Annotated in this window: 20 protein-coding genes and 1 pseudogene; 7 read left to right on the top strand and 14 right to left on the bottom strand. The window is 69.8% G+C overall.

Annotation, left to right across the window (positions count from 1 at the left end):
• Positions 1-258 precede the first annotated feature (258 nt).
• Positions 259-669: a hypothetical protein gene (locus ACFUPX_RS12240; protein WP_383320010.1), complete on the top strand. Its 411-nt coding sequence runs from the start codon at positions 259-261 to the stop codon at positions 667-669.
• 53 nt (positions 670-722) lie between these two features.
• Complete coding sequence (locus ACFUPX_RS12235; protein WP_383320009.1) at positions 723-1,013, top strand: hypothetical protein; 291 nt, start codon at positions 723-725, stop codon at positions 1,011-1,013.
• Between the two features lie 40 nt (positions 1,014-1,053).
• On the opposite strand, the gene ACFUPX_RS12230 is transcribed toward ACFUPX_RS12235, so the two are convergent.
• From ACFUPX_RS12230 to ACFUPX_RS12185, 10 genes are all read right to left on the bottom strand, one after another.
• On the bottom strand, positions 1,054-1,479 hold the full coding sequence (locus ACFUPX_RS12230) for a hypothetical protein (RefSeq protein WP_383320007.1): 426 nt from the start codon (positions 1,477-1,479) through the stop codon (positions 1,054-1,056).
• A 191-nt stretch (positions 1,480-1,670) separates the two neighbouring features.
• Positions 1,671-2,087, bottom strand: a complete 417-nt coding sequence (locus ACFUPX_RS12225; RefSeq protein WP_383320005.1) for a DUF6010 family protein — start codon at positions 2,085-2,087, stop codon at positions 1,671-1,673.
• 154 nt (positions 2,088-2,241) lie between these two features.
• On the bottom strand, positions 2,242-3,354 hold the full coding sequence (locus ACFUPX_RS12220) for an NAD(P)/FAD-dependent oxidoreductase (protein WP_383320003.1): 1,113 nt from the start codon (positions 3,352-3,354) through the stop codon (positions 2,242-2,244).
• An 80-nt stretch (positions 3,355-3,434) separates the two neighbouring features.
• The gene (locus ACFUPX_RS12215; protein WP_383320001.1) at positions 3,435-4,628 is read right to left on the bottom strand and encodes an SGNH/GDSL hydrolase family protein; all 1,194 of its coding nucleotides are present in this window, start codon (positions 4,626-4,628) and stop codon (positions 3,435-3,437) included.
• Positions 4,625-7,045, bottom strand: a complete 2,421-nt coding sequence (locus ACFUPX_RS12210; RefSeq protein WP_383319999.1) for a glycoside hydrolase N-terminal domain-containing protein — start codon at positions 7,043-7,045, stop codon at positions 4,625-4,627. The genes ACFUPX_RS12215 and ACFUPX_RS12210 overlap by 4 nt, the downstream gene beginning before the upstream one ends.
• A gap of 60 nt (positions 7,046-7,105) precedes the next feature.
• Positions 7,106-8,890, bottom strand: a complete 1,785-nt coding sequence (locus tag ACFUPX_RS12205; protein WP_383319998.1) for an alpha-galactosidase D — start codon at positions 8,888-8,890, stop codon at positions 7,106-7,108.
• A 66-nt stretch (positions 8,891-8,956) separates the two neighbouring features.
• Positions 8,957-9,835 (bottom strand): carbohydrate ABC transporter permease, encoded by an 879-nt coding sequence (locus ACFUPX_RS12200; RefSeq protein WP_383320050.1) that lies wholly within the window; start codon positions 9,833-9,835, stop codon positions 8,957-8,959.
• A gap of 44 nt (positions 9,836-9,879) precedes the next feature.
• Positions 9,880-10,836, bottom strand: a complete 957-nt coding sequence (locus tag ACFUPX_RS12195) for a carbohydrate ABC transporter permease (protein ID WP_383319996.1) — start codon at positions 10,834-10,836, stop codon at positions 9,880-9,882.
• A gap of 47 nt (positions 10,837-10,883) precedes the next feature.
• Positions 10,884-12,224, bottom strand: coding sequence for an ABC transporter substrate-binding protein (locus ACFUPX_RS12190; RefSeq protein ID WP_383319994.1), 1,341 nt, complete (start codon positions 12,222-12,224; stop codon positions 10,884-10,886).
• Positions 12,221-13,411, bottom strand: coding sequence for an ROK family protein (locus ACFUPX_RS12185; RefSeq protein ID WP_383319992.1), 1,191 nt, complete (start codon positions 13,409-13,411; stop codon positions 12,221-12,223). Before ACFUPX_RS12185 ends, ACFUPX_RS12190 begins: the two co-directional genes overlap by 4 nt.
• Positions 13,412-13,589: 178 nt before the next feature.
• Between ACFUPX_RS12185 and ACFUPX_RS12180 the strand changes: the two genes are divergently transcribed.
• Complete coding sequence (locus ACFUPX_RS12180; RefSeq protein WP_383319990.1) at positions 13,590-15,731, top strand: alpha-galactosidase; 2,142 nt, start codon at positions 13,590-13,592, stop codon at positions 15,729-15,731.
• A 24-nt stretch (positions 15,732-15,755) separates the two neighbouring features.
• Here ACFUPX_RS12180 and ACFUPX_RS12175 read toward each other — a convergent pair whose 3' ends face one another.
• Both ACFUPX_RS12175 and ACFUPX_RS12170 read right to left on the bottom strand, forming a co-directional pair.
• On the bottom strand, positions 15,756-16,895 hold the full coding sequence (locus tag ACFUPX_RS12175) for an FAD-dependent oxidoreductase (RefSeq protein ID WP_383319988.1): 1,140 nt from the start codon (positions 16,893-16,895) through the stop codon (positions 15,756-15,758).
• Between the two features lie 189 nt (positions 16,896-17,084).
• A complete protein-coding gene (locus tag ACFUPX_RS12170) occupies positions 17,085-17,672 on the bottom strand; it encodes a TetR family transcriptional regulator (protein ID WP_383319986.1) in 588 nt (195 codons plus the stop codon).
• Positions 17,673-17,769: 97 nt separating this feature from the next.
• Here ACFUPX_RS12170 and ACFUPX_RS12165 point away from each other — a divergent pair, with 97 nt between their 5' ends.
• From ACFUPX_RS12165 to ACFUPX_RS12155, 3 genes are all read left to right on the top strand, one after another.
• Positions 17,770-18,852, top strand: coding sequence for an NAD(P)-dependent alcohol dehydrogenase (locus ACFUPX_RS12165; protein ID WP_383319984.1), 1,083 nt, complete (start codon positions 17,770-17,772; stop codon positions 18,850-18,852).
• 85 nt (positions 18,853-18,937) lie between these two features.
• Complete coding sequence (locus ACFUPX_RS12160) at positions 18,938-19,240, top strand: ArsR/SmtB family transcription factor (protein ID WP_383319982.1); 303 nt, start codon at positions 18,938-18,940, stop codon at positions 19,238-19,240.
• Positions 19,237-19,629, top strand: coding sequence for a VOC family protein (locus tag ACFUPX_RS12155; protein ID WP_383319980.1), 393 nt, complete (start codon positions 19,237-19,239; stop codon positions 19,627-19,629). The genes ACFUPX_RS12160 and ACFUPX_RS12155 overlap by 4 nt, the downstream gene beginning before the upstream one ends.
• Before the next feature lie 12 nt (positions 19,630-19,641).
• Here ACFUPX_RS12155 and ACFUPX_RS12150 read toward each other — a convergent pair.
• Both ACFUPX_RS12150 and ACFUPX_RS12145 read right to left on the bottom strand, forming a co-directional pair.
• Positions 19,642-19,941 (bottom strand): annotated as a pseudogene (locus tag ACFUPX_RS12150) (SDR family oxidoreductase); the annotation flags it as partial.
• A 20-nt stretch (positions 19,942-19,961) separates the two neighbouring features.
• Complete coding sequence (locus ACFUPX_RS12145) at positions 19,962-20,255, bottom strand: Atu4866 domain-containing protein (RefSeq protein WP_383319978.1); 294 nt, start codon at positions 20,253-20,255, stop codon at positions 19,962-19,964.
• A gap of 294 nt (positions 20,256-20,549) precedes the next feature.
• Between ACFUPX_RS12145 and ACFUPX_RS12140 the strand changes: the two genes are divergently transcribed.
• Positions 20,550-21,413: a calcium-binding protein gene (locus tag ACFUPX_RS12140; protein ID WP_383319976.1), complete on the top strand. Its 864-nt coding sequence runs from the start codon at positions 20,550-20,552 to the stop codon at positions 21,411-21,413.
• Positions 21,414-21,478: the final 65 nt, after the last annotated feature.

Here is a 21,478-nt window from a genome sequence, read left to right as displayed (position 1 = left end):
GCGGGCCGGTGCAGGAGTCGGCCGAAGAGGCCCAGAAGTTCCCGGCGATCTCCAGGAATCGCATGATGCGCGTCACACGGCCGGGTGAACGGGGTCCGCTTCCCGGGGGAGAAGACGCGGTGGACGGCCGTGGGCTGCGATCGGTGGCCCCCGCGCCCTTCACCGTTGGCGGGGGCGGGACTAGCGTCGGGAGACCGGGCATCCTCAGGACCGGGAACCCCCGGAACCGGGGCCCCTCAAGACTCCGTTGGAGACACGATGCTCCAGACGCGCGAGTTGTTCGACAGCCTCGCCCCGCGCGGCGACCACCTCGACAACCAGACCCTCGCCACCGCCGTGGACGCCCTCTCGGCGTGCGAACAGGCGGTGACCGCCTGCGCGGTCGGCATGCTCGCCGAGAAGGAGGCCGACGAACTGCGGACCTCCATCAACCGCGATCTCAACTGCGCCGACGTCGCCTCCACCACACGGCGCGTCCTGACGCGCGGCACGGACTCCGATCACGCGCTGCTGGCCGCGCAGTTGCAGGCATGCGTGATGGCCTGCGAGCACAGTCACGAGCTGTGCGCCCGGCACGCGCCGCACCACGAGCACTGCCGCCTCTGCTCCGAGGCCACCGACGGCGCGGCGACCGCCTGCCGTGAGGTCATGCGGAGCCTGCGGGCCTAGCGCGGCACGGCCGCGGTTCGCTCCGCGGTCCCCCGATCCGGCAAACTGCCCGGATGGACTATGAGTTCTGGAACGACATCCACCACCGCGGCGGCATCCCCGCGGTCAAGAGCGCGCTGGAGGAACTGGCCGAGCGCGGATCTCCCGAGGACGTGGACGCCGCGACGGATCTGGCCTGCCAGGTCATCGCCGACGACACCGCCCGCCTCCAGGCCCGCGCGGATCAGGCCGAGGCACGACTGCGGATGCTGACCGACGAGGCGCGTGAGGTGGGGCGGCAGGTCGACGCGCATGCCGAGGCCGAGGGTTCCGCCTCGGCGGCCGAGCGCGCCCCCGAGGCGTGACGAGCCGTACGTACGGGGGCGGGCTGAGGGGACCGTCGGGTCAGCTCACGGTCACCGTGACGACCGGGGAGACGGTGGCGCCGCTGGCGACGCGCAGTTCGTTCTTGCCCTTGAGGCCGAGCTTGGCGCGCAGGCCGTAGCTCCCGGACGTGTTGGTGACCGTACTGGCGGGCAGGGCCTTCCACGCCCCGTGCTGCTTCTGCTGCAGAGTCACCTTGCTTCCGGGCTTGAGACCGGTCGCCTTGCCCGTGATGCGCAGCTCCTGCCACGCGCGGACGTGGGAGAGGGACGCCTTCGCCGTGAGCGTGGCGGGGACGGGGGCGGGCTTGGCCGCTGACTGCGTGGGGACAGGCTCAGGACCGGACCCGGCGGCGAGCGCGGCGGTGGCGGGAATCACCAGCACCGATCCGGCGAGCGCGGAGACGGCGGCGGTGCGCAGAAGGCTGTGGCGGCGGGTGTTTCGCATAACGGCAGTGATCCCCTTGGGTGTCGGTCAGTACGCGGCCCTCGTCGTGCGACGAGCCCCACAACGAGGAACATAAACGTATGCACCCGACATTGCGATCACCCGGAGAGCGCGTAACGGAATCCGATAAAACCGGCCGCAACGCCGCAACTGCCCGCCGGCGAGGGCGCCACTGGTGGCGGCGCGAGGGGTCAGTGCGTTCGTGTCACGTGCGCGTCCGCGGCCCGGCCGCGGACGAGGCCGATCAGCGAGGGACCGCCGCGCAGGCACCAGAGCGCGATGACGGGATCGCAGATGGCGCACCCCAGGGACGAGTCGTGGGCGAAGGGGATGATCGGGTTGCCCTTGACGTGGTGGAGCAGGTCCCAGCCGGTGTGCAGCAGCCAGCCGATGCCGATGAACGTCCAGGATTCCAGGCCGCGGTAGGCGCAGTAGGCCACGGCGGCGGTGAAGAGGAACTCCCAGCCTCCCAGGCCGCCGCCGCTCAGATAGGCCGCACCTGCCCCCGCCAGCATGATCGCGTTGAAGCGGCGCCGGTGGGGTTCGCGGATCAGGGACATGGCGAGGGCGTAGAGAACGCCGATCAGTACCGGTGCGACATAGGTCATGACCTGCATGGAGTTCCTTCAGTGGTGGTGCGCGTCCGGTCTTTTCCGGGATCACCGCCGAAGTTATCCGGCCCGGGGGCCGCCTCCCAGTGGCATTAATGACAGCTCCCAACGGAATTGCGCCACCAGCGATGCGGGCCCCGAGCCCGGCCTTTCACTGCCCCTTGATCTCGCGGCCGACGGCCTCGCCGCCGGTCAGGACTGTCTCGATCCCGTGCCGCCGCTCCCCCATCACCTGCTGGCAGTTGGCTGCTTCCGCTGCCGGGCCGAAGGCCTGCTGAGCGCGCCGCGCCGCCACCGCCCGCGCGGTGTCGGCGGCCACGAGGTCGGCGTTGATCGCTGTCGCGGCCGTCATGCCGGCGGCTGCGGACACCATGACTCCGGCCACGAGATCGGTGACGTTGCCCGCGACCCACACCCCCTCGACGCCCGTGCGGCCGGTCGCGTCCGACTCCACGTAACTTCCCACACCCATGGGGTGGTTCACGCGCGTCAGGCCGAGTTCCGCGAGCACCGCCCCGCGCGCCTCGAACCGCGGGGCCACGGCGAGAGCCCGCACCGGGACACGCTTGCCCGAGGCCAGCCGGACGCCGGAGAGCCGGTCCTCATCGACATCGAGAGAGGCCACCTCGCCGTCGACCACCGCGATGCCACGGGCGGCCAGCTGCTCCCACTGCTCCTCGGTCAGCTCGCCCGCGGTGTGCAGGAACAAGGTCACTTCCGGCGTCCACTGACGGAACAGCAGCGCCTGGTGCACCGCCATCGGACCGGTCGCCAGGACGCCGATGGGCTCGTCGCGCACCTCCCAGCCATGGCAGTACGGGCAGTGCAGGACGTCACGGCCCCACCGCTCGCGTACGCCGGGGACATCGGGCAGCTCGTCGACGAGCCCGGTCGTCACCAGCAGGCGCCGCGCGTGGTGGCTCCGGCCGCTCGCGGTCTCCACGACGAAGCGCTCGCCGGACCGGCGGACGCCGGTGACCCGGTCCGCCACGGTCCGCCCGCCGTACCCGGCGATCTCCTCCCGGCCGATCTTCAGCAGTTCGCCCGGTGCGAGGCCCTCGCGGGAGAGGAATCCGTGCACCGCGTCGGCGGGTGCGTTGCGCGGCTCTCCGGAGTCGACCACCAGCACCGAGCGCCTGGCGCGGGCCAGGGTCAGCGCGGCCGAGAGACCGGCCGCGCCGCCCCCGACCACCAACACGTCCACCTCCGCGTCGACGTCCGCCTGGAGGTCGGTGGCGGCGTCTCGTTCATTCGTCTCAGTCATGAGGACACCGTGCGCCCGACCTCAATGGAACGGCAAGCTTCTTTGCCGTTACGGCAAAGACCAAGACCCCCGTCCGGCGTTCACCGCTCGCACCCCAGAGTTCCCAGGTCGACCGCGTCGGCCATCACCCGCATGCCCTTGTCGTTGGGGTGGAGGTGATCCCCGCCGTCGAAGACCGGGAGCAGACGCTCCTGGTCGTACGGGCTGCGCAGCGCCTTGTCGAAGTCGGTGACGGCGTCCAGCTCACCGCTGTTCCTGATGAAGTCGTTGACCTCCTGGCGCACCGCCTCGCCCGCTGGGTCGAACTCCGACCAGCCCTTGAAGGGCAGCACGGTGCCGCCCACGACACACTTGCCCGCCGCGTGCGACCGCTCGATGATCTGCCGGTATCCGGCGATGAGTTGGGCAGCCGTGACGCCGGTGTGCGCCTTGATGTCGTTGATGCCCTCGAACAAGAACACCGTGCGCACGCCCGGTTGGGACAGGACGTCTCGCTGCAGCCGGACCAGGGCGCTCTGCCCCGCACCGTCGGCGAGCACCTTGTTGCCGGAGATGCCCTCGTTGGCGACGCCCTTGATGCCGCTTTTGGACGCAGCCTGGAGCCGCCGGGAGAGGTAGTCGGGCCAACGGCGGTTCGTGTCACCGGTGGACTGCCAGCCGTCGGTGATGGAGTCGCCGAGCGCGACCACGGCGCCCGTGTCCGCCCCGCTCTCCACGCTCACCGCGTCGAGGTAGAACCACGAGCCGATCCGCTCGCTCCAGCCCACCTCGCCCTCCTCACCGGCGTGGTCGCCACCTGCCCCGTATGACGTCTGCATGGCCATGCCGTGCCCCGTCGCCTGGCCCGCGGCCTCGGCCACGTACAGGCTGACGACCAGATCGCTCTGTGCCGCCAGCCGTCCGGGCAACGGGTCGCTGGTCACGCTCCCGCCCGGCGCCACCGTGACGGAACGCGCGCCCCCGAAGGTGATCCGCCGGTTGCTGCCGGGCACGAGCCGCGCCCCTTCCTCGCGTGCTCCCGCGTAGGCGCTCCCGAAGGTCACCGGCTGGTCGCCGAACGCGTTGGACAGCCTGATGCGCGCATGGGCGCCGCCGACGCTCGTGCGGACGACGAGGCGGTAGCTGCGGTCGGCCACCGCCTGACCGAGCCGGTCGGCGCTCGCTCCCCACGTGACGACCTGATGCCGGGACGTCTCTGCCGCCGCCGACGCCACCGTTGCCGGTGAGCACAGGGCGAGCAGGAGCCCGCAGATGATGCCGGCAGCCCGCCTCACCTGCCTTCTCCCCGCAGTGTGATGGAGCCGCCCGGCTCGACGGCGACCTTCCGGGTCACTCCCCCGTACGACACCGTGGTGCCGCGTCCGCCGACACTGCGCAGCCGCGCCTCGGTGACCTTTCCCGCCCGCCAGCGCAGGTCGACGACGAAGCCGCCGCGCACGCCGACACCGGTGACCGAGCCGGAGCGCGCCCAGGCCTCGGGCAGGGCGGGGAGCAGCTCGACGTGTCCCGGGCGTGAATAGACCAGCATCTCCAGCATCGCCGCCGCGGTGCCGAAGTTGGACTCGATCTGGAAGATGCCGCGGCCCTTCTCCACCTCGTAGATGTCGAAGAGGTTCATCGCGGTGCCGTTGCTCCCGCCGATGGACGGCCGCAGATTGTTCACGACCAGTTGGTACGCCTTGTCCGCGTCCTTCAGCCGCGCCCAGCACAGGCTCCGCCAGGCGTTCGCCCAGCCGAAGCTCTCCATACCGCGCGCGGTGAGCAGCGCCGCCGCCCCGTCGACCAGGGCCTTGGGGGTCGAATCGTCGGGGCGGATCCTGTCGCCGGGGAAGAGCTGGACCAGCGGGGAGAGGTGCCTGTGGGTCGTCTCGCCGAGGTTGTCGGGTGACATCCACTCCTCCAACCAGCCCGTCTTCGGACTTACTTGGGGGAGGTAGAGGCGCTTCCGCAGCTCGCCGACCGTCTTGCCGTGGGCGGTGTCCTTGCCCAGGACCGAGCAGGCGGTGCGGTAGTTGCCGAAGAGCGCCCAGACCAGTTCCTGTGCGTACGTGATGCCCTTGGCGTCGAGAGGGCCGTGCTCGGGGGACCAGTCGCTGTCGGCGATCAGGACCTCGCGGCTCTTGCCGGTCGCCTCGTCGGTGACGGTCGTCGTGAGCAGGCGCGACTGCCAGAACTCGCAGGCCCCCTTGAGCAGCGGGTGGATCCTGGCGAGATAAGCACGGTCCTGGGTGAACTCGTAGTGCTCGAAGAGGGAGTTGGACAGCCAGGCGTTGCCCGCGGGGTGCCACCACCAGCCGTTCCCGCCGTGGATGTTGGTCGAGATGGCCACGGTCCAGCCCGCGATCTTCCCGCTGGAGTTGCGGTAGCGGTTGCGCGGGTCGTTGAACAGGGTCCGGGTCAGCTCGGTCCAGGAGGGAAGCTGCGCCAGGCAGTAGTCGGCGTAGGCGTCGAAGCAGGTGGACAGTGCCGCCCGGTCGGCCAGCCAGTAGTTCATCTGGATGTTGATGTCGGTGTGGTAATCCCCCATCCAGTCCGGGTCGTTGCCGTCCAGCCACAGTCCCTGGAGGTTGAGCGGCAGACTGTCGCGGGATCCGGCGATCGTGAGGTAGCGGCCGAACTGGAGGTAGGACGCTTCGAGTTCGGGGTCCGGCTCGTCGCTCTGGGCGCGCGCCTGTACGCGCTCCCAGGTGTCGAGGCCGCGCTGTTCCCTGGACGAGGTGCCCAGCGAGACGTCCATCCGCTCGAACAGGCGCCGGTGGTCGGCGACATGGGAGTGCAGGAGCGTGGCCGCCGGATGGCGGGCCGCCGCGAGGACCTTGGTCCTCGCCAGGCGCTGCGGGTCGAGGGTGGGGTCGCGGAAGCCCGCGGCCGCGTCAGAGGCGTAGTTCGTGCCGCCGCTGACCACGACCGTGAGCTCCTTGCAGCCGGCGAAGGAGATCCGCGGGCCGTCGACGGCCACCGTGCCGGTGGTGCTGTACGCGGTCACCGCGGCTCCGTAGCGAAGACCGCCGTCGGGGAAGGCGGCACCGAACGAGGCGGCACGGGGGCCGTGCGCGGCGGTGGTCTCGCCATGGGTGCCCGCGAGGGTGACCGTTCCGGTGTAGCGGCCGCCGCCCTGCTGGGAGAAGTGCAGGACGATGGCGTCGTCGGGGTGGCTCGCGAAGATCCGGCGCCGGTACATCACCCCTGAGCGGACGTACGAGGTGGTGACGATCCCCTGGCTGATGTCCAGGTCGCGGCGGTAGTCGGAGACCGCGGAGAGGTCGTGGTCGGGTATGTCGACGGCCAGCCGGGCCAGCAGCGTGAAGGAGCCGAAGTCGTCGCGTCCGTAGGGAAATTGGCCGTCGCCGTCGAGGGTGGCGTTGAGGCCGCCGGTCCACATGGTCGCATCGGTGATGAGGAGCAGTTCGCGGGCGGGGTCGTTGCCGGTGAGGGCGCCCAGGCGTCCGTTGCCCACGGGCAGGCCCTGTTCGATCATCGCCCGCTCCGACGCGGGCGCCTGGTACCAGAAGCGGGTCGTCTCCGCCTCGGCCAGCAGGGGCGAGCTTGTCTCGCGGGTCACCGGGGCGGGAGCCGCGAAGGCGGGCAGGCCCCCCAGTGCGGTGAGGGCGCCCGCGGCGGCGGCCACGGAGAGGATGTCGCGGCGGCTCGGTCTGGGGCGGGGTGAGTCGGTGTGCTGGTCGTCGTCCACGAGGCACTCCATTTCGGCAGGACGGTGCGTGCGGGAGGTACGGGTGGGATCCGACCGGCGTCAGGAACGCTTGGGTACGTCGATCCGGTCGACGTCGGGGGCGTAGCCGTCCGCGCTGTCGAAGGTGACCGTGTTGCTTCCGGCCCTGAGGGTCACCGGCACGCCGATCGTCTCGGCGGTCCCCCAGTCCCCGGTGGAGGGGAACTTCAGGGCGGTGGAGCCGTTGCCGTTGGCGGCGACCTGGACCGTGCGCGGGTCACCGCTGACGTACGCGACGTCGATCACGTACCGGCCGGCCTTGGGCACCACGACGTCGTTGAAGCGGAGCTTTCCGCCCTGGTAGAGATTGCCGACCTTGCTGCCGCCCGAGCAGGCGGCGCAGTCGCCGACCGTCGCGTTGCCGCTGAGGGTATTGGCGTCGGACTCGGCCTCGTACGCCGTCATCTGCTGCTCGGGGCCGCGGGGCGCGACGGTGAACAGTCGCGAGCCGTGCGCGGGCAGGGTCTGCGTCACCTTGTCCTTGTACGTGCCGAGGTCCTCGCGGTTCCACAGGTCGCGGACCTTGCCCCGGCCCGAGAAGCCGAGCGTGGAGAAGTCCGCGGTGACGGCGGCGGGCGAGTCGCCGAGGTTGAACAGGGCGACGGTGTGGCTGCCGTCGGCGTTCTTCGCGCTCCAGACCTGCCGGTTGCCGGAGGCGGTGATGGGCCTGGCGGGTGGCGTGCTGCCCTGGTTGAGGGCGATGACCTCGTGGTTGGTGAGGAGGGAGACTCCGTAGTCGTCGAGGCGGGTGAGGTCGTCGCCGGTGTAGAGGGGCGACTTGGCGATGGCCCACAGCGTCGCGTAGCTCTGCCGCTCGGCCTTGGTCAGGCCGTCCATCTCGCCGTTGCCCACATTCAGGGAGTCCAGGTCGTTCCAGCCGCCGGGTCCCGCGTGCCGGGTCCAGCCGGGGGCGTCGTCCCAGCGGTCGTCGACGGAGTTCTCCCACGACACCAGGGTGTTGCAGTAGCACTCGACGTCGGTGTCGATGCGCCAGCCGTTGGAGTACTGCTTCCAGTCGGCCACGTGATTGATGTCCAGCGCCCAGGAGATTTCCAGGTGGATGGGGCGTCCGGCCTTGGCGATGGCCTTCTTCCAGGCGGCCACGTCGGCGACGTTGTTGTAGTTGTCGCCGCTCTTGGACGAGCCGGGGCCGACGCCGTCCAGCTTGAGGAAGTCATAGCCCCAGTCGGCGAAGAGCTGGGCCTGCGAGTCGATGTACTTCTGCGCGCAGGGCCGGGAGAAGTCCAGCTTGTAGGCGCTGTCCCAGCCGTTGGTGGTGCGCAGGTCGTCGTACACGATGTCGGCGGTGGTGCAGCCCTCCCCGTGCCAGATGGGCACCTTGCCCTCGCCGTACGCCTCCTTCTCCAGACCCACCGGCAGATAGATGCCCGCCTTGAGACCCTTGGCATGGATGTCGTCGGCGACCGGCTTCATGCCGCGCGGGAAGCGGCCCGCGTCGGGTGCCTGGCGGGCATAGGCGTCGAACTCCGGCTTCCACGCCATGTCGCGCCACCAGCCCGCGTCGATGTTGACGTACTCGTAGCCGTACTTCTTGAGCTTGGACGCCATGGCGCCGGTCTGCTTGAGGACGTTCTTCTCGGTCAGGTAGCTGTAGTCGCCGTCGGGATTGAGCCCGGGGTACTTCGAGGACTGCATGCTCCAGCTGGTCCAGCCCATGTAGGGCTTCTGGGCCGGATCCGCGGCGGGCGCCGGCTCGGCTGCGGGGGTGGCTGCGGCGGGCACGGCCGTCGTCAGGCCGGCGGCGAGGGCGAGGACGAGCAGGGAGGAGTACAGGGACGACCGCATGGGCCGGACCTCCTGAAGTCGGGGGCAGCGTGTCGGGGGTGCGGGACGTACGCGCGGCTGTGCGGGTCAGCCCTTGCCGGAACCGATGGTCAGTCCGCTGATGAACTGGCGCTGGAGCGCGAAATACACGAGCAGCGTGGGGATCGCGGTCAGCAGCGCACCGGCCGCGATGAGGTTGGGGTTGGTGAAGTACTGGCCCTGGAGATTGGCGAGGGCGGAGGTGATCGGCCGCTTGTCGCCGGTGTCGATCAGGGCGAGCGACCAGAAGAAGTCGTTGTAGATCCAGATCGATTCGAGGGTGGCGAGCGCCGCGAACGCGGGCCGGCACAGCGGCAGGACGATCTGGAAGAACTGCCGCCACACGGGAGCGCCGTCCACCAGGGACGCCTCGGTGATCTCCTTGGGGATCGTCCTCATGTAGTTGCTGAGGACGAAGGTACAGAAGCCGCACTGGTAGGCGATGTGGATCGCGATGATGCCCCAGACGGAGTCGTAGAGCAGGAACGAGTCGCTCATCCACCCGGGCAGCGGGATCTGGAGGTAGAGCCGGTACAGCGGGGTGATGAGCACCTGCGCGGGCAGCAGGTTGCCCGCGGTGAAGAACATCAGCAGGGCGATGTTCCACCGGAAGTCGAAGCGCGACACGAAGAAGGCGACGGCGGCCGAGAACAGCAGGGTGCCCAGCACCGCCGGGACGGTGATGAGGACGGAGTTCCAGAAGAAGTGCGGCATCCCGGACTGGCCCCAGGCGTCGGAGAAGTTCTCCAGGCTGATGCCGTGCGGCCAGGACAGATAGCCGTGCTTCGCGGTGTCCTCGTAGGGCCGCAGCGAGGTGTAGACCGCCCACAGCAGCGGGACGAGCCACAGGAGGGCGATCCCGCCGAGGAGGAAGTGCCGGCCGGTCTGCCGCTTGGGGCGCGGCGGGCCGTCGCCCGACGGGGGCACGCGGCGGGTTCGTGGCCCGGCGGCCGGCGGGGTGACGGTCGCGGTCACTGGTCCTCCTTGCGGAAGGTCTGTACGAGGAAGGCGCAGATGGCGAGCAGGGAGACGACGAGCAGGACGACCGCGAGCGCGGAGCCGTAACCGATGTGGCTGGACTCGCCGATGATGTTGTCGGTGATCAGGAGCGAGAGGAGCTCCATGCCGGGTTTGCTGCCGGTGCCGCCGCCGAGTACGTAGACGATGTCGAACGCCCGCAGCGACTCCATGACGGTCACGACGAGGATGATGATGTTGACCGGCTTGAGCGCGGGGAAGACCACCCGCAGGAACGTCTGGCGTCCGTTGGCGCCGTCGAGGGCGGCGGCCTCCTTCAGCGCGGGGTCGAAGCCCTTCAGGCCCGCCAGGTAGAGGATCATGATGTAGCCGGTGTGCCGCCACGCGGAGGCGACGAGCACGGCCCAGAGGTTGAGGTCCGGATCTCCGAGCCAGTCGATGGGCTGACCGGAGCCCGCCCCGCTCAGGATGCCGCCCAGCAGTCCGTTGTCGGGGTTGTAGATGATCTCCCAGATGAAGCCGACGACGGCGAGCGAGAGCACCATCGGCAAGAAGATCGCTGTCTGGTAGACCCGCGTGAAGCGGATCTTCCGGTCGAGCTGGTAGGCGAGGAAGATGCCGAACGGGGTGGGGAGGAGCGCCGTGAACAGCAGCCAGACGACGTTGTGTTGGACGGCCGGCCAGAACGGCGGGTAGTTGGTGAAGATTTCCCTGTAGTTGTCGAGCCCCGTCCAGCGGATGTCGGAGAGCGCGATGCCGTCCCAGTCGGTGAAGGACAGGCCCACGGAGGCGAGCGCGGGAAGCCAGACGAAGACCAGCAGGGCGAGCAGCGGAATGCCGACGATGACGGTGAGGAAGACGCGGTCACCGGTGCCGAGCCGCCGGGGCCGCATTTTTTGGGGCCGGAGCCGGGCACGCTTGGACGCGGGCGCTGAGCGCACAGAGGGCATGGTGAACCTTCCCGGTCCTGATCAGGCCGTAGGGCCGTACGGCCGCATCAGGCCGTGAAAAAGCGCGAACGCTGGGACTCGATCTTCTTCAGCAGGGCCGTGCCGTCGTCCGGGTGACCGAGCCATTGGGTGAATCCGGGCAGGACGACGGTGGAGATGAAGCCCGGGTCGCTGTCGCGGTCAGCGAACTGGGTGATGTGCTTGGCCGACGCGATGAGGTCGGCGGACTTCTTCTGCAAGGCGTTGTACTTGCCGGTGTCCGCACGGGAGTTGACGGCCACGTTGCTCGGGTCGACACCCATGTAGAGGTTCTCGGCCTCGGCGCCGCCGAGGTATTGGAGCATCTTGGTGGCGCCTTTGAGGTTCTTCGGCTTGCGGCTGAGCATGAAGCCGTCGGTGGGGGCCTCGACGGACTCCTGGCCGTAGGACGGGTCGACCTCCGGGAAGGGGAAGAAGTCGATGTCCGCGCGCAGCTTCTCGTCGGTGATCTGCTGACCGAGGAAGAGTCCGATGACGGCCATGCCCGACTTCTTGTCGAGCAGCGACTGTGCGGCGTCCTGCCAGGAGCGGCCGCCCGCGCCCTGCTGGTAGAAGCCGCTCAACTCGCGCCACAGGTCCAGGGTCTTGGTGGTGCGGCGGTCGGTCCACGCGACCTCGCCCCGCATCAGGTCCCTGTGGAAGTCGTAGCCGTTGGCGCGCAGGTTCAGATAGTCGAAGGCCCCGAGGATGGACCAGCTGTCGCCGCCGCCGTAGCCAGAAGCGATCGGGGAGAGCCCGTCCTTCTTCATCTTCTTGGCGAGCGCGGTGAACTGGCTCCAGGTGCGCGGGACTTCGTATCCCTTCTCCTTGAACACGCTCTTGCGGTAGAAGACGGCCCACGGATAGTTGTACAGCGGGACGAAGTAGTACTTCCCGTCCTCACCCTTGGACAGCTGCTTGGCGGCGTCGCTGAATCCGGAGCCTATTTTCTCCCATACGTCGTCGATGGGATGGGCCAGCTTCTTTTTGGCGAAGTACTGCATGCGATAGCCCGCGAACCAGGTGAAGACATCGTCCGGGGTGCCCTGGAGATAGGTCGAGATGCTCTTCTGGAACGTGTCGTGGTCGACGGTGTTCGTCTTGACCTTGAGACCGCTGTCCTCGGTGAAGGCATTGGTGACGGACGCATAGGCCTTCTCGGGCGTGGCATCGGCGCCGTTCGACCCGAAGGTCACCGTCTTCGGATCGGCGGCAGGACCCCCGCCGCAGGCGCTCAGCAGCGGCGCGGCAACGGCGGCGGCGCCGACCCCGAGGGATCCGCGGACCACGGTGCGGCGGCTGGGGTCGCGAAGCACGTGGGTCTCGCGGGCCTCACGGCTGGGGAAGGGTCTGCGGCTCTGCTGCGTCATCGCAACTCCTTGTACGTGTCTATGCCGATGAAGGACTGGATCGCGGTGGCCGCGGCCCCGCGCGCCCACTCCTCGAAAGGCAGCGGACGTGTCATCACGTCGCACTGCGCGGCGGTGCCGAAGGCGGACGCGGTGAACGCGTCGCGGATCTGCTCGGCGAACAGGTCGTACGCCGCGAGGCCCTCGCCCGAGATGATCACTCGCTGCGGTCCGAGGACATTGACGACGGCTCCGATGGCACGGCCGATCGCCTCCCCGGCTCGCGCGTAGGCCTCGCGTGCGCCGGGATCACCCCGGTGCGCGAGATCCAGGGCTGCGGCGGAGTCGGCGACCGGGGCGCCGGTCACCTCGCGGACGCGGCGGATGATGGCGGCGTCCCCGGCGATCGCCTCCACGCAGCCGGTGTTGCCGCAGTGGCAGGGCGGGCCCAGCGGGTCGATGGGCAGGTGGCCGATCTCACCGGCCACGCCGTGTGCCCCGGAGACCACCTTGCCGTGCACGACGAGCCCGCAGCCGATGCCTGCTCCGACGGTCACCAGGGCGAAGTCGGAGATCCCCGCCCCTGCGCCGAACCACTGCTCGGCGACGGTCAGCGCGCGGACGTCGTTGTCGACGGTGACAGGCAGTCCGGTGACGGTGGAGGCGAGTTCGGCAAGGGGCACGTCCCGCCAGTCCAGGAAGGGCGAGTACCGCACCACTCCGGCGGCACGGTCCACGTCGCCGGAGACGGCGAGCCCGAGCCCGCGCACCTCCACGCCGAACCCCTCGGCCTCCGTGAGGAGTTCCTGGACGAGTCCGGAGATCGAGGCGAGCACGGCGCCGGGGTCGCGGTCGGCGACCGGGAGGTGGCGGGCGACGCGGATGCGGCAGCACAGGTCGGTCAGGACCGCGATGATCTCGTCGCCGGTCACCTTGACGCCGATGAACAGGGCCCGGCCGCCGTCGACCCGTACGAGGGTGGCGGGCCTCCCGAGGGAGGGCCGCGCCTCCTCGTCCACGCCTTCGACGAGGTAGCCGGCCGCCATCAGCGGACGTACCGCTTTGGTGACCGCGGCCGAGGAGAGTGCGGTCCGCCGGGAGATCTCGATCCGCGTGAGCGGGCCGTGGGAGAGAACAGTGGTGAAGACCTGGGAAGCGGCAGGTGTGGCTGCCGGGACCACGTCGATCCGAGGGGTCGTCGAGCGCATGGCCGAAACGTAGGGGTCTTCTTTTCCTCTGTCAATGAAAGAAGCAGGAGCCTTCCAAGGAGCCTCCTTAGAGCAGTTGGAGCTTTCAAATGTGTGTTCTTCGGGAGGTGTTGACAGCTGATCGAAGGGAGTGTTGGCTGCCGCATGTTCTCAAGGCGCTCTCTGAACGTGAGGATCCATGCCTGTGATCTCCTTCGCCCCTGAGACCGGGGTCTGGCTGCTCTGCACTCCGCGCACGTCGTACGCGCTCCGGATCGACGAGTCCGCAGCGCCCTGCCACCTCGCGTGGGGACCACGGCTGACCCTGGAGGAGGCGCAGGAGCTCGTCACTCCCCCGGCCCCGCCCGCCAGCAGTTTCGAGGGGCGTTCCCCGGTCGGCGAGGAACTGCCCGTCGACGGCGGGGCACGGTACGGGACCCCATCGCTCCAGGTCCGCTTTGCCGACGGCACCCGCGCCTTCGAATGGGAGGCGTCGGGCCACCGCGTCCACGAACCGGCGCCCGGATCGGCCGAACTGGCCCTGGAGTTCCGCGACCGGCACTACCCCCTGGGGATCACCCTCCACTACCGCGTCCACGACGACAGCGACGTCATCGAGCGCTGGTCCGTGCTGCGCAACACCGGCGAGGAGGCCGTGACGCTGCTGCGCGCCGACTCCGCCGCGTGGACGCTTCCGGCGCGGGACGACTACCGGCTCAGTCATGTCACGGGCCAGTGGTCCGCGGAGACCCAACTGCACCGGGACCGCGTCCCGTTCGGCGAGACGGTGCTCACCAGCCGCAGGGGCATCACCAGCCATCACGCCAACCCCTGGGTGATGCTGGACGCGGGCGACGCGACCGAGGACCACGGCCAGGTGTGGAGCGGGGCCCTGGCCTGGAGCGGCAGCTGGCGCGTGACCGTGCAGCGCACCCCCGACGGCCGGGCGGGCTTCACCGGCGGCGCCGGGCACGACGGCATGGCTCAACCCCTGGCCCCTGGTGCGGAGTTCACCACGCCACGGCACGCGGGTCTCTACGCGGACGGCGGTTTCGGCGCGACGAGCCGCGCCTGGCACGCGTACGTCCTCGCCCACGTCCTGCCCCACCCCGAGGAGATACGGCCGGTCCTCTACAACTCGTGGGAGGCCACCGGCTTCGACGTCGACGAGGCCGGTCAAATGGACCTGGCGGCCCGCGCGGCTGCGCTCGGCGCGGAGCTCTACGTCATGGACGACGGCTGGTTCGGCGCACGCCGCGGCGAGGGCGCCGGGCTGGGCGACTGGACGCCGTCAGCGGACCGCTTCCCCAAGGGGCTCGCGCCGCTGGTGGGCGAGGTGCACCGGCTCGGGATGGGGTTCGGGCTGTGGGTGGAGCCCGAGAGCGTCAATCCGGACAGCGACCTCTACCGCCGGCACCCGGACTGGGTGCTGCACTTCCCGCACCGCACCCGCACCGAGCTGCGCAGCCAGCTGGTGCTCAACTTCGCGCGCCGTGACGTCGCGGACTGGGCGTACGGCTGGCTGACCCGCCTGGTGGGCGACCACGGCATCGACTTCCTCAAGTGGGACATGAACCGCGCGTTCAGCGAGGCGGGCTGGCCGGACCGGGCCGACGGTGAGGGTGACGGCGACGGTACGGAGAGCGTGTGGACGGCGTACGTGCACAACCTCTACGACGTCGTCGACCGGCTCCGCGCCGACCACCCCGGCCTGCGGATCGAGGCGTGCGGCGGCGGTGGCGGCCGGGTCGATCTGGGCATCCTTTCCCGCACCGACCAGGCGTGGGCCTCGGACAACACCGACGCGGCGGACCGCGTGTTCATCCAGCACGGCTACGGCCAGATCTATCCGGCCCGGACCATGGCCGCCTGGGTGACCGACGTGCCCAACCCCCTCACCGGCCGGTCGATGCCGCTGCGCTACCGCTTCCATGTCGCCATGGCCGGGGTCCTCGGTCTCGGCGGCGACCTGACCCGCTGGACCGAGGAGGAACTGGCCGAGGGAGCGGCCTTGGTGGCCGAGTACAAGCGCGTGCGCCACCTCGTGCAGCACGGGACCCTGCACCGGCCGCGCGGGCCGGTCGACGACGGTCCGGCAGCGGTGCAGTACACGGCGACGGATGGCGGCGAGGCCCTGCTCCTCGTGTGGCAGCGGGCTCCCCGGCACGGCTCCCCACGGCCGCCGCTGCGCCTCACCGGCCTCGATCCCCGCGCCCGTTACCGTGACACCCGCACGGGTGCGGTGCATTCCGCGGCGGTGCTGAGCGACTACGGCCTGCTGCCCGAGCTGCCGTCCGGCGACTGGGCGAGCACGGCGGTGCACCTGGTCCGGATCCCCTGACAACGGCAGCACCCCCGTCACGGCTCAAGTCGCCTGTCGGCCAAGCTCGCTGAGCATCTTGAGCATGGCCTGCGCCGTGTTGTCCTCGGAGTCCATCCCGTGGAGCTCGACTCCTTCGAAGGTGACGGGCTCACCGCCGCGGGCGAACATGGCCTGTTCGTACGCGGCGAGCGCGGGCTCGATGCCGTCGGGGTGCGCGGCGATGGCCTTACCGAGTTCGGCGCCGTCGTACATGGCCAGGTTGGCGCCTTCGCCGTTCGGGGCCGTGAGGTGGGCGGCATCGCCGAGCAGCGTCACTCCCGGGGTCCGGTCCCAGCGGTGCTCGGCCGGCAGAGCGTAGAGGGGGCGCAGGACCGGCGGGACGTCGGTGTCGGTGATCAGCGCGGTGAGCTCCGGCGCCCAGCCGTCGAATTCCTGCGCGATCCTCGCGGTGGCCGCGGCGGCATCGGCGAAGTCGATGGCGTCGAACCAGTCCAGCGGCTCGAACAGCCCGATGTAGGCGTGCAGTGTGTCGCCCTTCTCGCGGTGAGCGAAGATCTCCTTGCCCGGAGTGGGTGCGATCAGGGCCCCGTCGCCCACCGCTTTCGCGGCGACCGGGTGCCGGTTGTCGGCGTCGAACAGGTAGGTGTCGACGACCGACTGGCCGACGTACGCGGGTGTGGCGGCGGAGAGCAGCGGCCGGACCCGTGACCACGCGCCGTCGGCGCCGACCAGCAGGTTGGTGACGACGGTGGCGCCGTCGGCGAACGTCACCTCGTGGCGGCCACCGCCGAGGGTGCGGGTGCCGCTGACCTTGTGCCCCCACCGGACGGTACCGGCGGGGAGCGAGTCGAGCAGAATCTGTCGCAGCTCGCCTCGCTGCACCTCGGGGCGTGCGCCCGTGCCGTCGTCGGCCATCTCGTGCAGGAGGGTGCCGTCCGGGTCGAAGACCCGCATGGCCTGGCGGCCCTCCAGGATGATGCCGCGGAACTCGTCCATCAAGTCGGCCGCTTCGAGCGCGAGTTGCCCGTTGTAGCCGTGGATGTCGAGCATCCCGCCCTGGGTGCGTGCCGTCGGGGAGGACTCGGCCTCGTAGACCGTGACCGGGATTCCGTGGACGTGCAGGACGCGGGCCAGCGTGAGGCCGCCGAGTCCGGCGCCGATGATCGTGACGGGGGTGGGCATGGTGGCTCCTTCGGATCAGGGCCGCCCAGTGATGTCCGGCGGCCGTTCCCGGAAGGTGTCAGGCCCCGCCGACAGGCCACCGACAGCGGTCCGACAGCCCCCGACAATCGACAACCGACAACAGCCCTACGGCAGACACCCACATGGCCACGTGGCGCATGACCGGATGGCCGCGTGGCCATCCGAGCCCTAGTCGCTCGCCAAGGCGCGGCGGACGCTCTCAAGGAGCAGGGCCCGGCGCCGCTCGTGCACTTGGGGCGGCTCTTGGGCGGTCGCCGCGTAGACGTTGCTGACCGGTGACCACGCCATGGACATGGCGATGACCATGGCCATCACGTCGAACGGGTCACCCGCGCGCACGAGACCGGCGGCCTGTGCCTCGGCGATGGCGCGCAGCTTGCGGTCGTCGAGGCGGTCGGGGTCGTCGACCAGGTGGCCCGTGGGGCGTCGCTCAAGACGCGCCCAGGTGGCGAGCCGGATGAGATCGGGACGCCGCAGGTATTCGTCGTAGAGACGCACCGCCCAGTCCGCGAGGTCCGTGGCGTCGATCGGTACGACGTTCACGATCCGCTCGAGCGAGCCGAAGAAGATGGCGTCGAAGAGCCCTTCCTTGTTCCCGAAGTAGGCGTAGAGCTGCGCCTTGTTGGTGCGCGCGGCGGCCACGATCCGCTCGATGCGCGCTCCCGCGATCCCGTGTTCGGCGAATTCCTGGGTCGCCACGTCGAGGATGCGCTGGTAGGTCGCTGCTCCGCGGGTGGTCAAGGGCTGGTCGGCCATGCCGGTCAGGCTACCAAACAGAACAGTTGGTTTGCCTGGCGAGCCGCAGGCGCCTACTCTCCAAATAGACCGAACAGTCTGTCTAAGGAGATATCCCATGAGGACCACCGTGAGCTGGCAGGCCGACGGCGCGGCGACGGCGCTGCGCCGGGCTCCGCTGAAGCGTCGCGACCTGCGGCCCGACGACCTCGCGATCCGGGTGGACTACTGCGGGGTCTGCCACACCGATCTGCACGCCGTCCAAGCGCGTGAATCCCGCGAGGACGGCGAGGCGGGCGAGCCTCTGGTGCCGGGGCACGAGTTCACGGGCGTGGTGACCGAGACGGGCTCCGAGGTCCCCGGGCGCTCCGAGGCCTCCGAGGGCACGGGCTTCGCCGTGGGCGACGCGGTGGCGGTGGGCAACATCGTCGATTCGTGCGGCACCTGCGCCATGTGCCGGGCCGGTCAGGAGAACTTCTGCCACGCGTTCCCGACGCTGACCTACGGCGGGGCCGACCGCCACGACGGCTCGACCACCCAGGGCGGCTACTCCCGCGAGTACGTCGTCCGATCGGAGTTCGCCTACCACCTTCCCCCTGGCCTCGACCCGGCCGCCGCCGCTCCCCTGCTCTGCGCCGGGATCACCGTCTGGGAACCGCTGCACGCCCTCGGTGTGGGGCCGGGTACCCGCGTCGCCGTGGCGGGCCTCGGCGGACTCGGCCACCTCGCCGTCAAGATCGCCGTGGCGCTGGGCGCCGAGACCTCGGTCATCAGCCGCTCACCGGACAAGGCCGACGACGCGCGCCGCCTCGGCGCGCACGATGTGATCGTCTCCACCGACGAGGACCACATGGCCGCCGCCCGCGACCGGTTCGACGTCGTCATCGACACCATCGCCGTCCCGCACGACCTGGGGCCCTACCTGCGCCTGGTCGCGATGGACGGAACACTCAGCCACCTCGGGCACCTCGGACCCATCACCCTGGAGACCACCGACCTGCTCATCGGCCGCAAGCGACTGAGCTCCGCGGGGAGCGGCGGCAGGCCCGCGACCGCCGCCATGCTGGCCTTCTGCGCCGAGCACGGCATCACCGCCGACATCGAACTGCTCCCGTCATCCCGCGTGAACGAGGCCCTCGACCGCCTGCGGCGCAACGACGTGCGCTACCGCTTCGTACTGGACATGTCCGACCTGGACTGAGGTACGGCCGCCACTCCCACCACGGGAGAAGCGGAAGGCGACGCTCGACTTGATAGGCAAGTGAACGTTTGCCTATCATGGGGCCGTGGCCGACGAACTCTTCAAAGCCCTGGCCGATTCCACCCGCCGCATCATCCTCGACGAGCTCACGGAGAAGTCCGGGCAGACACTGTTCGAGATCTGCTCGCGGCTGAGCATGCGGCATCAGCTCGGCATCTCCCGACAGGGGGTCTCCCAGCATCTGGCCGTACTGGAGGCCGCCGGGCTCGTCGAGACCAGGCGGGAGGGCCGCTACAAGTTCCACGACCTGAACACGGCCCCGCTGCGGCAGATCGTCGAGCGATGGCCCGTGCCCGGCACACCCCCACCGGAGGAGAGCACCCCATGAAGATCCATCTGACCAGCGTCTTCGTCGACGACCAGGTCAAGGCCCTGGCCTTCTACACCGAGATCCTCGGCTTCGTGACGAAGCACGACGTCCCGATCGCCGGGACGGACCGGTGGCTGACCGTCGTCTCGCCCGACGAGCTCGGCGGCACGGAGCTCCTCCTCGAGCCCGCCGGCCACCCGGCCGTCAAGCCCTACCGCGACATGCTCGCCAAGGACGGCATCCCTCTCGCCCAGTTCGCCGTCGACGACGTGCAGGCGGAGTACGAGCGCCTGCGCGACCTCGGCGTCCACTTCACCCAGGAGCCCCTGGACATGGGCACCATCTCCACCGCCGTCTTCGACGACACCTGCGGCAACCTGATCCAGATCGCGACCAAGCCGCAGTAGGCGATCGGCTGCTCAGTACGCGGTGAGCCTTCCGTCGACGACGAGTTCAGAGCCGGTGACGGACGAGGAGTCGTCGCGGGCGGGGAAGAGGACGGCCGGTGCGATCTCGTCGGCGCGACCGGCCCGGCGCATCGGGGTACGCCGGATGTCCGGCTGCGAATCACCCTGCTCGTCCAGGACTTCCTGGATCATCGGCGTGGCGATCGCCCCTGGGTGCTGCGAGTTGACGCACACGCCCTGCCGCGCGTACTCGACCGCGGCGGTCCTGCCGGTGGCGCGCAGGAGCGGCATGGCCGCCTTCATGCCGAGCCACCAGGGGTGGGCGGCCCGCGTCACAGCGACGCCCCTTCCCGGTACAGCACGAGGTGCTTCTGGTGGAGCACGCCGTCCCGGATGTCGCCGGTCGCGGTGAACCCGGCGTCGTCGACGTAGTCCAGGTGACTGCCGGTCACCGTGTACCGGCCGGTGTACGCGCTGCGCCGGTCGCCGCGTGCCTCGTCGTAGCGGCCGTTGGCCAACAGCTCTTGGCGGATGTGACCGTCGGCGGTCACCCACATCCCGACGTCGTCGGCGGCATCGTCATCGGCGGCTCCAGCGATGCTCCGAGTGCTGTCGGTGCCACCCATGCCCAACTCAACTCCTCTTCCTGCTGATTCACCCTCATGAATTTCAGCCCAACCGCGCCTTAAAGGGAATTGGCGGGCCGCGGATGCGCCGTCAAACGCCGCTGGTCAGCGGGCACTTGGCCCCGACGCTTCACTAATTCGCCGACGCCTTTCTCAAAAGGATGATTACAACCAACGGCAAACTCCGGCGGTCACACGTAATTGCAAGGACCACATACATCGCACGGAGGTAATGCAATGCCCTCTCAGCCCTCTCACCTCATCAGCCGCCGGGTCCTCCGAACCGCTTCGGCGGTGACGCTGGCTCTCGGCGCCGGGCTGGCCGGTCCGTTCCTTCTGGCGGGGGCCGCCGCTGCCGCGGTGCCGGAGGCGAGTGCCGCGTTCAGTGAGAGCGATCACGGGATTCTCTACACGGCAGCCTCCGGCCAGACCAACAAGGTGACCGTCACCGCGTCGAAGTCCGCCGGAACCGAGAAGATCACCTACGTGATCGACGATGCCGTTCCGGTCCGTGCGGGAGACGGCTGCTCCTACCCCGACAGCGCTGACCGCACCAAGGTCTCCTGCGCGGTCGCCACTCTGGAGACCCAGGACCCGTACGCGACGCTGAAGTTGGCCCTCGGCGACGGCGACGACACCGTCGCCTACGACAACACCACCGACCAGGCGTACTACTTCGCCTCGGCCGACCTGGGTCTCGGCAAGGACACCTGGACCCACACCGGGGACGTCGACGGCAACTCCGTCAGCGGAGGAGAGGGCGACGACAGCCTCTCGGTGGGTGTGGCCGGGGTGGCGCTCGGAGGCGACGGCAACGACACCATCCACGCCGGCGAGGGCAGCATCGCGCAGGGCGGCAACAACAACGACACGATCTACTCGAACGGCGCCGAGAGCGCAGTCGACGGCGGCGCGGGCAACGACGTGATCCAGGGCGGCGCGGAGAGGCAGAGCCTGTCCGGCGGCGACGGCAACGACACGATCCGCGGCGGGGCCGGCGACGACTACCTCTACGGCGGCAAGGGCAACGACACCCTGTACGGCGACAGCGGCAACGACACGATCTACGGAAACAGCGGCGACGACAAGCTGTACGGCGGCGCCGGCCAGGACACCCTCTCCGGTGGTCCGGGCACGAACGTCGTCCACCAGGACTGACGCCCGCTCATGTCGCCGGGGGTACCGTCCGCGCGATACCCCCGGCCCGAGCTTCGCGGTAGGCG

The organism is Streptomyces sp. NPDC057302, from assembly GCF_042667685.1.
Taxonomy (GTDB): domain Bacteria; phylum Actinomycetota; class Actinomycetes; order Streptomycetales; family Streptomycetaceae; genus Streptomyces.
This window is presented reverse-complemented; position numbering and strand designations above follow the sequence as displayed.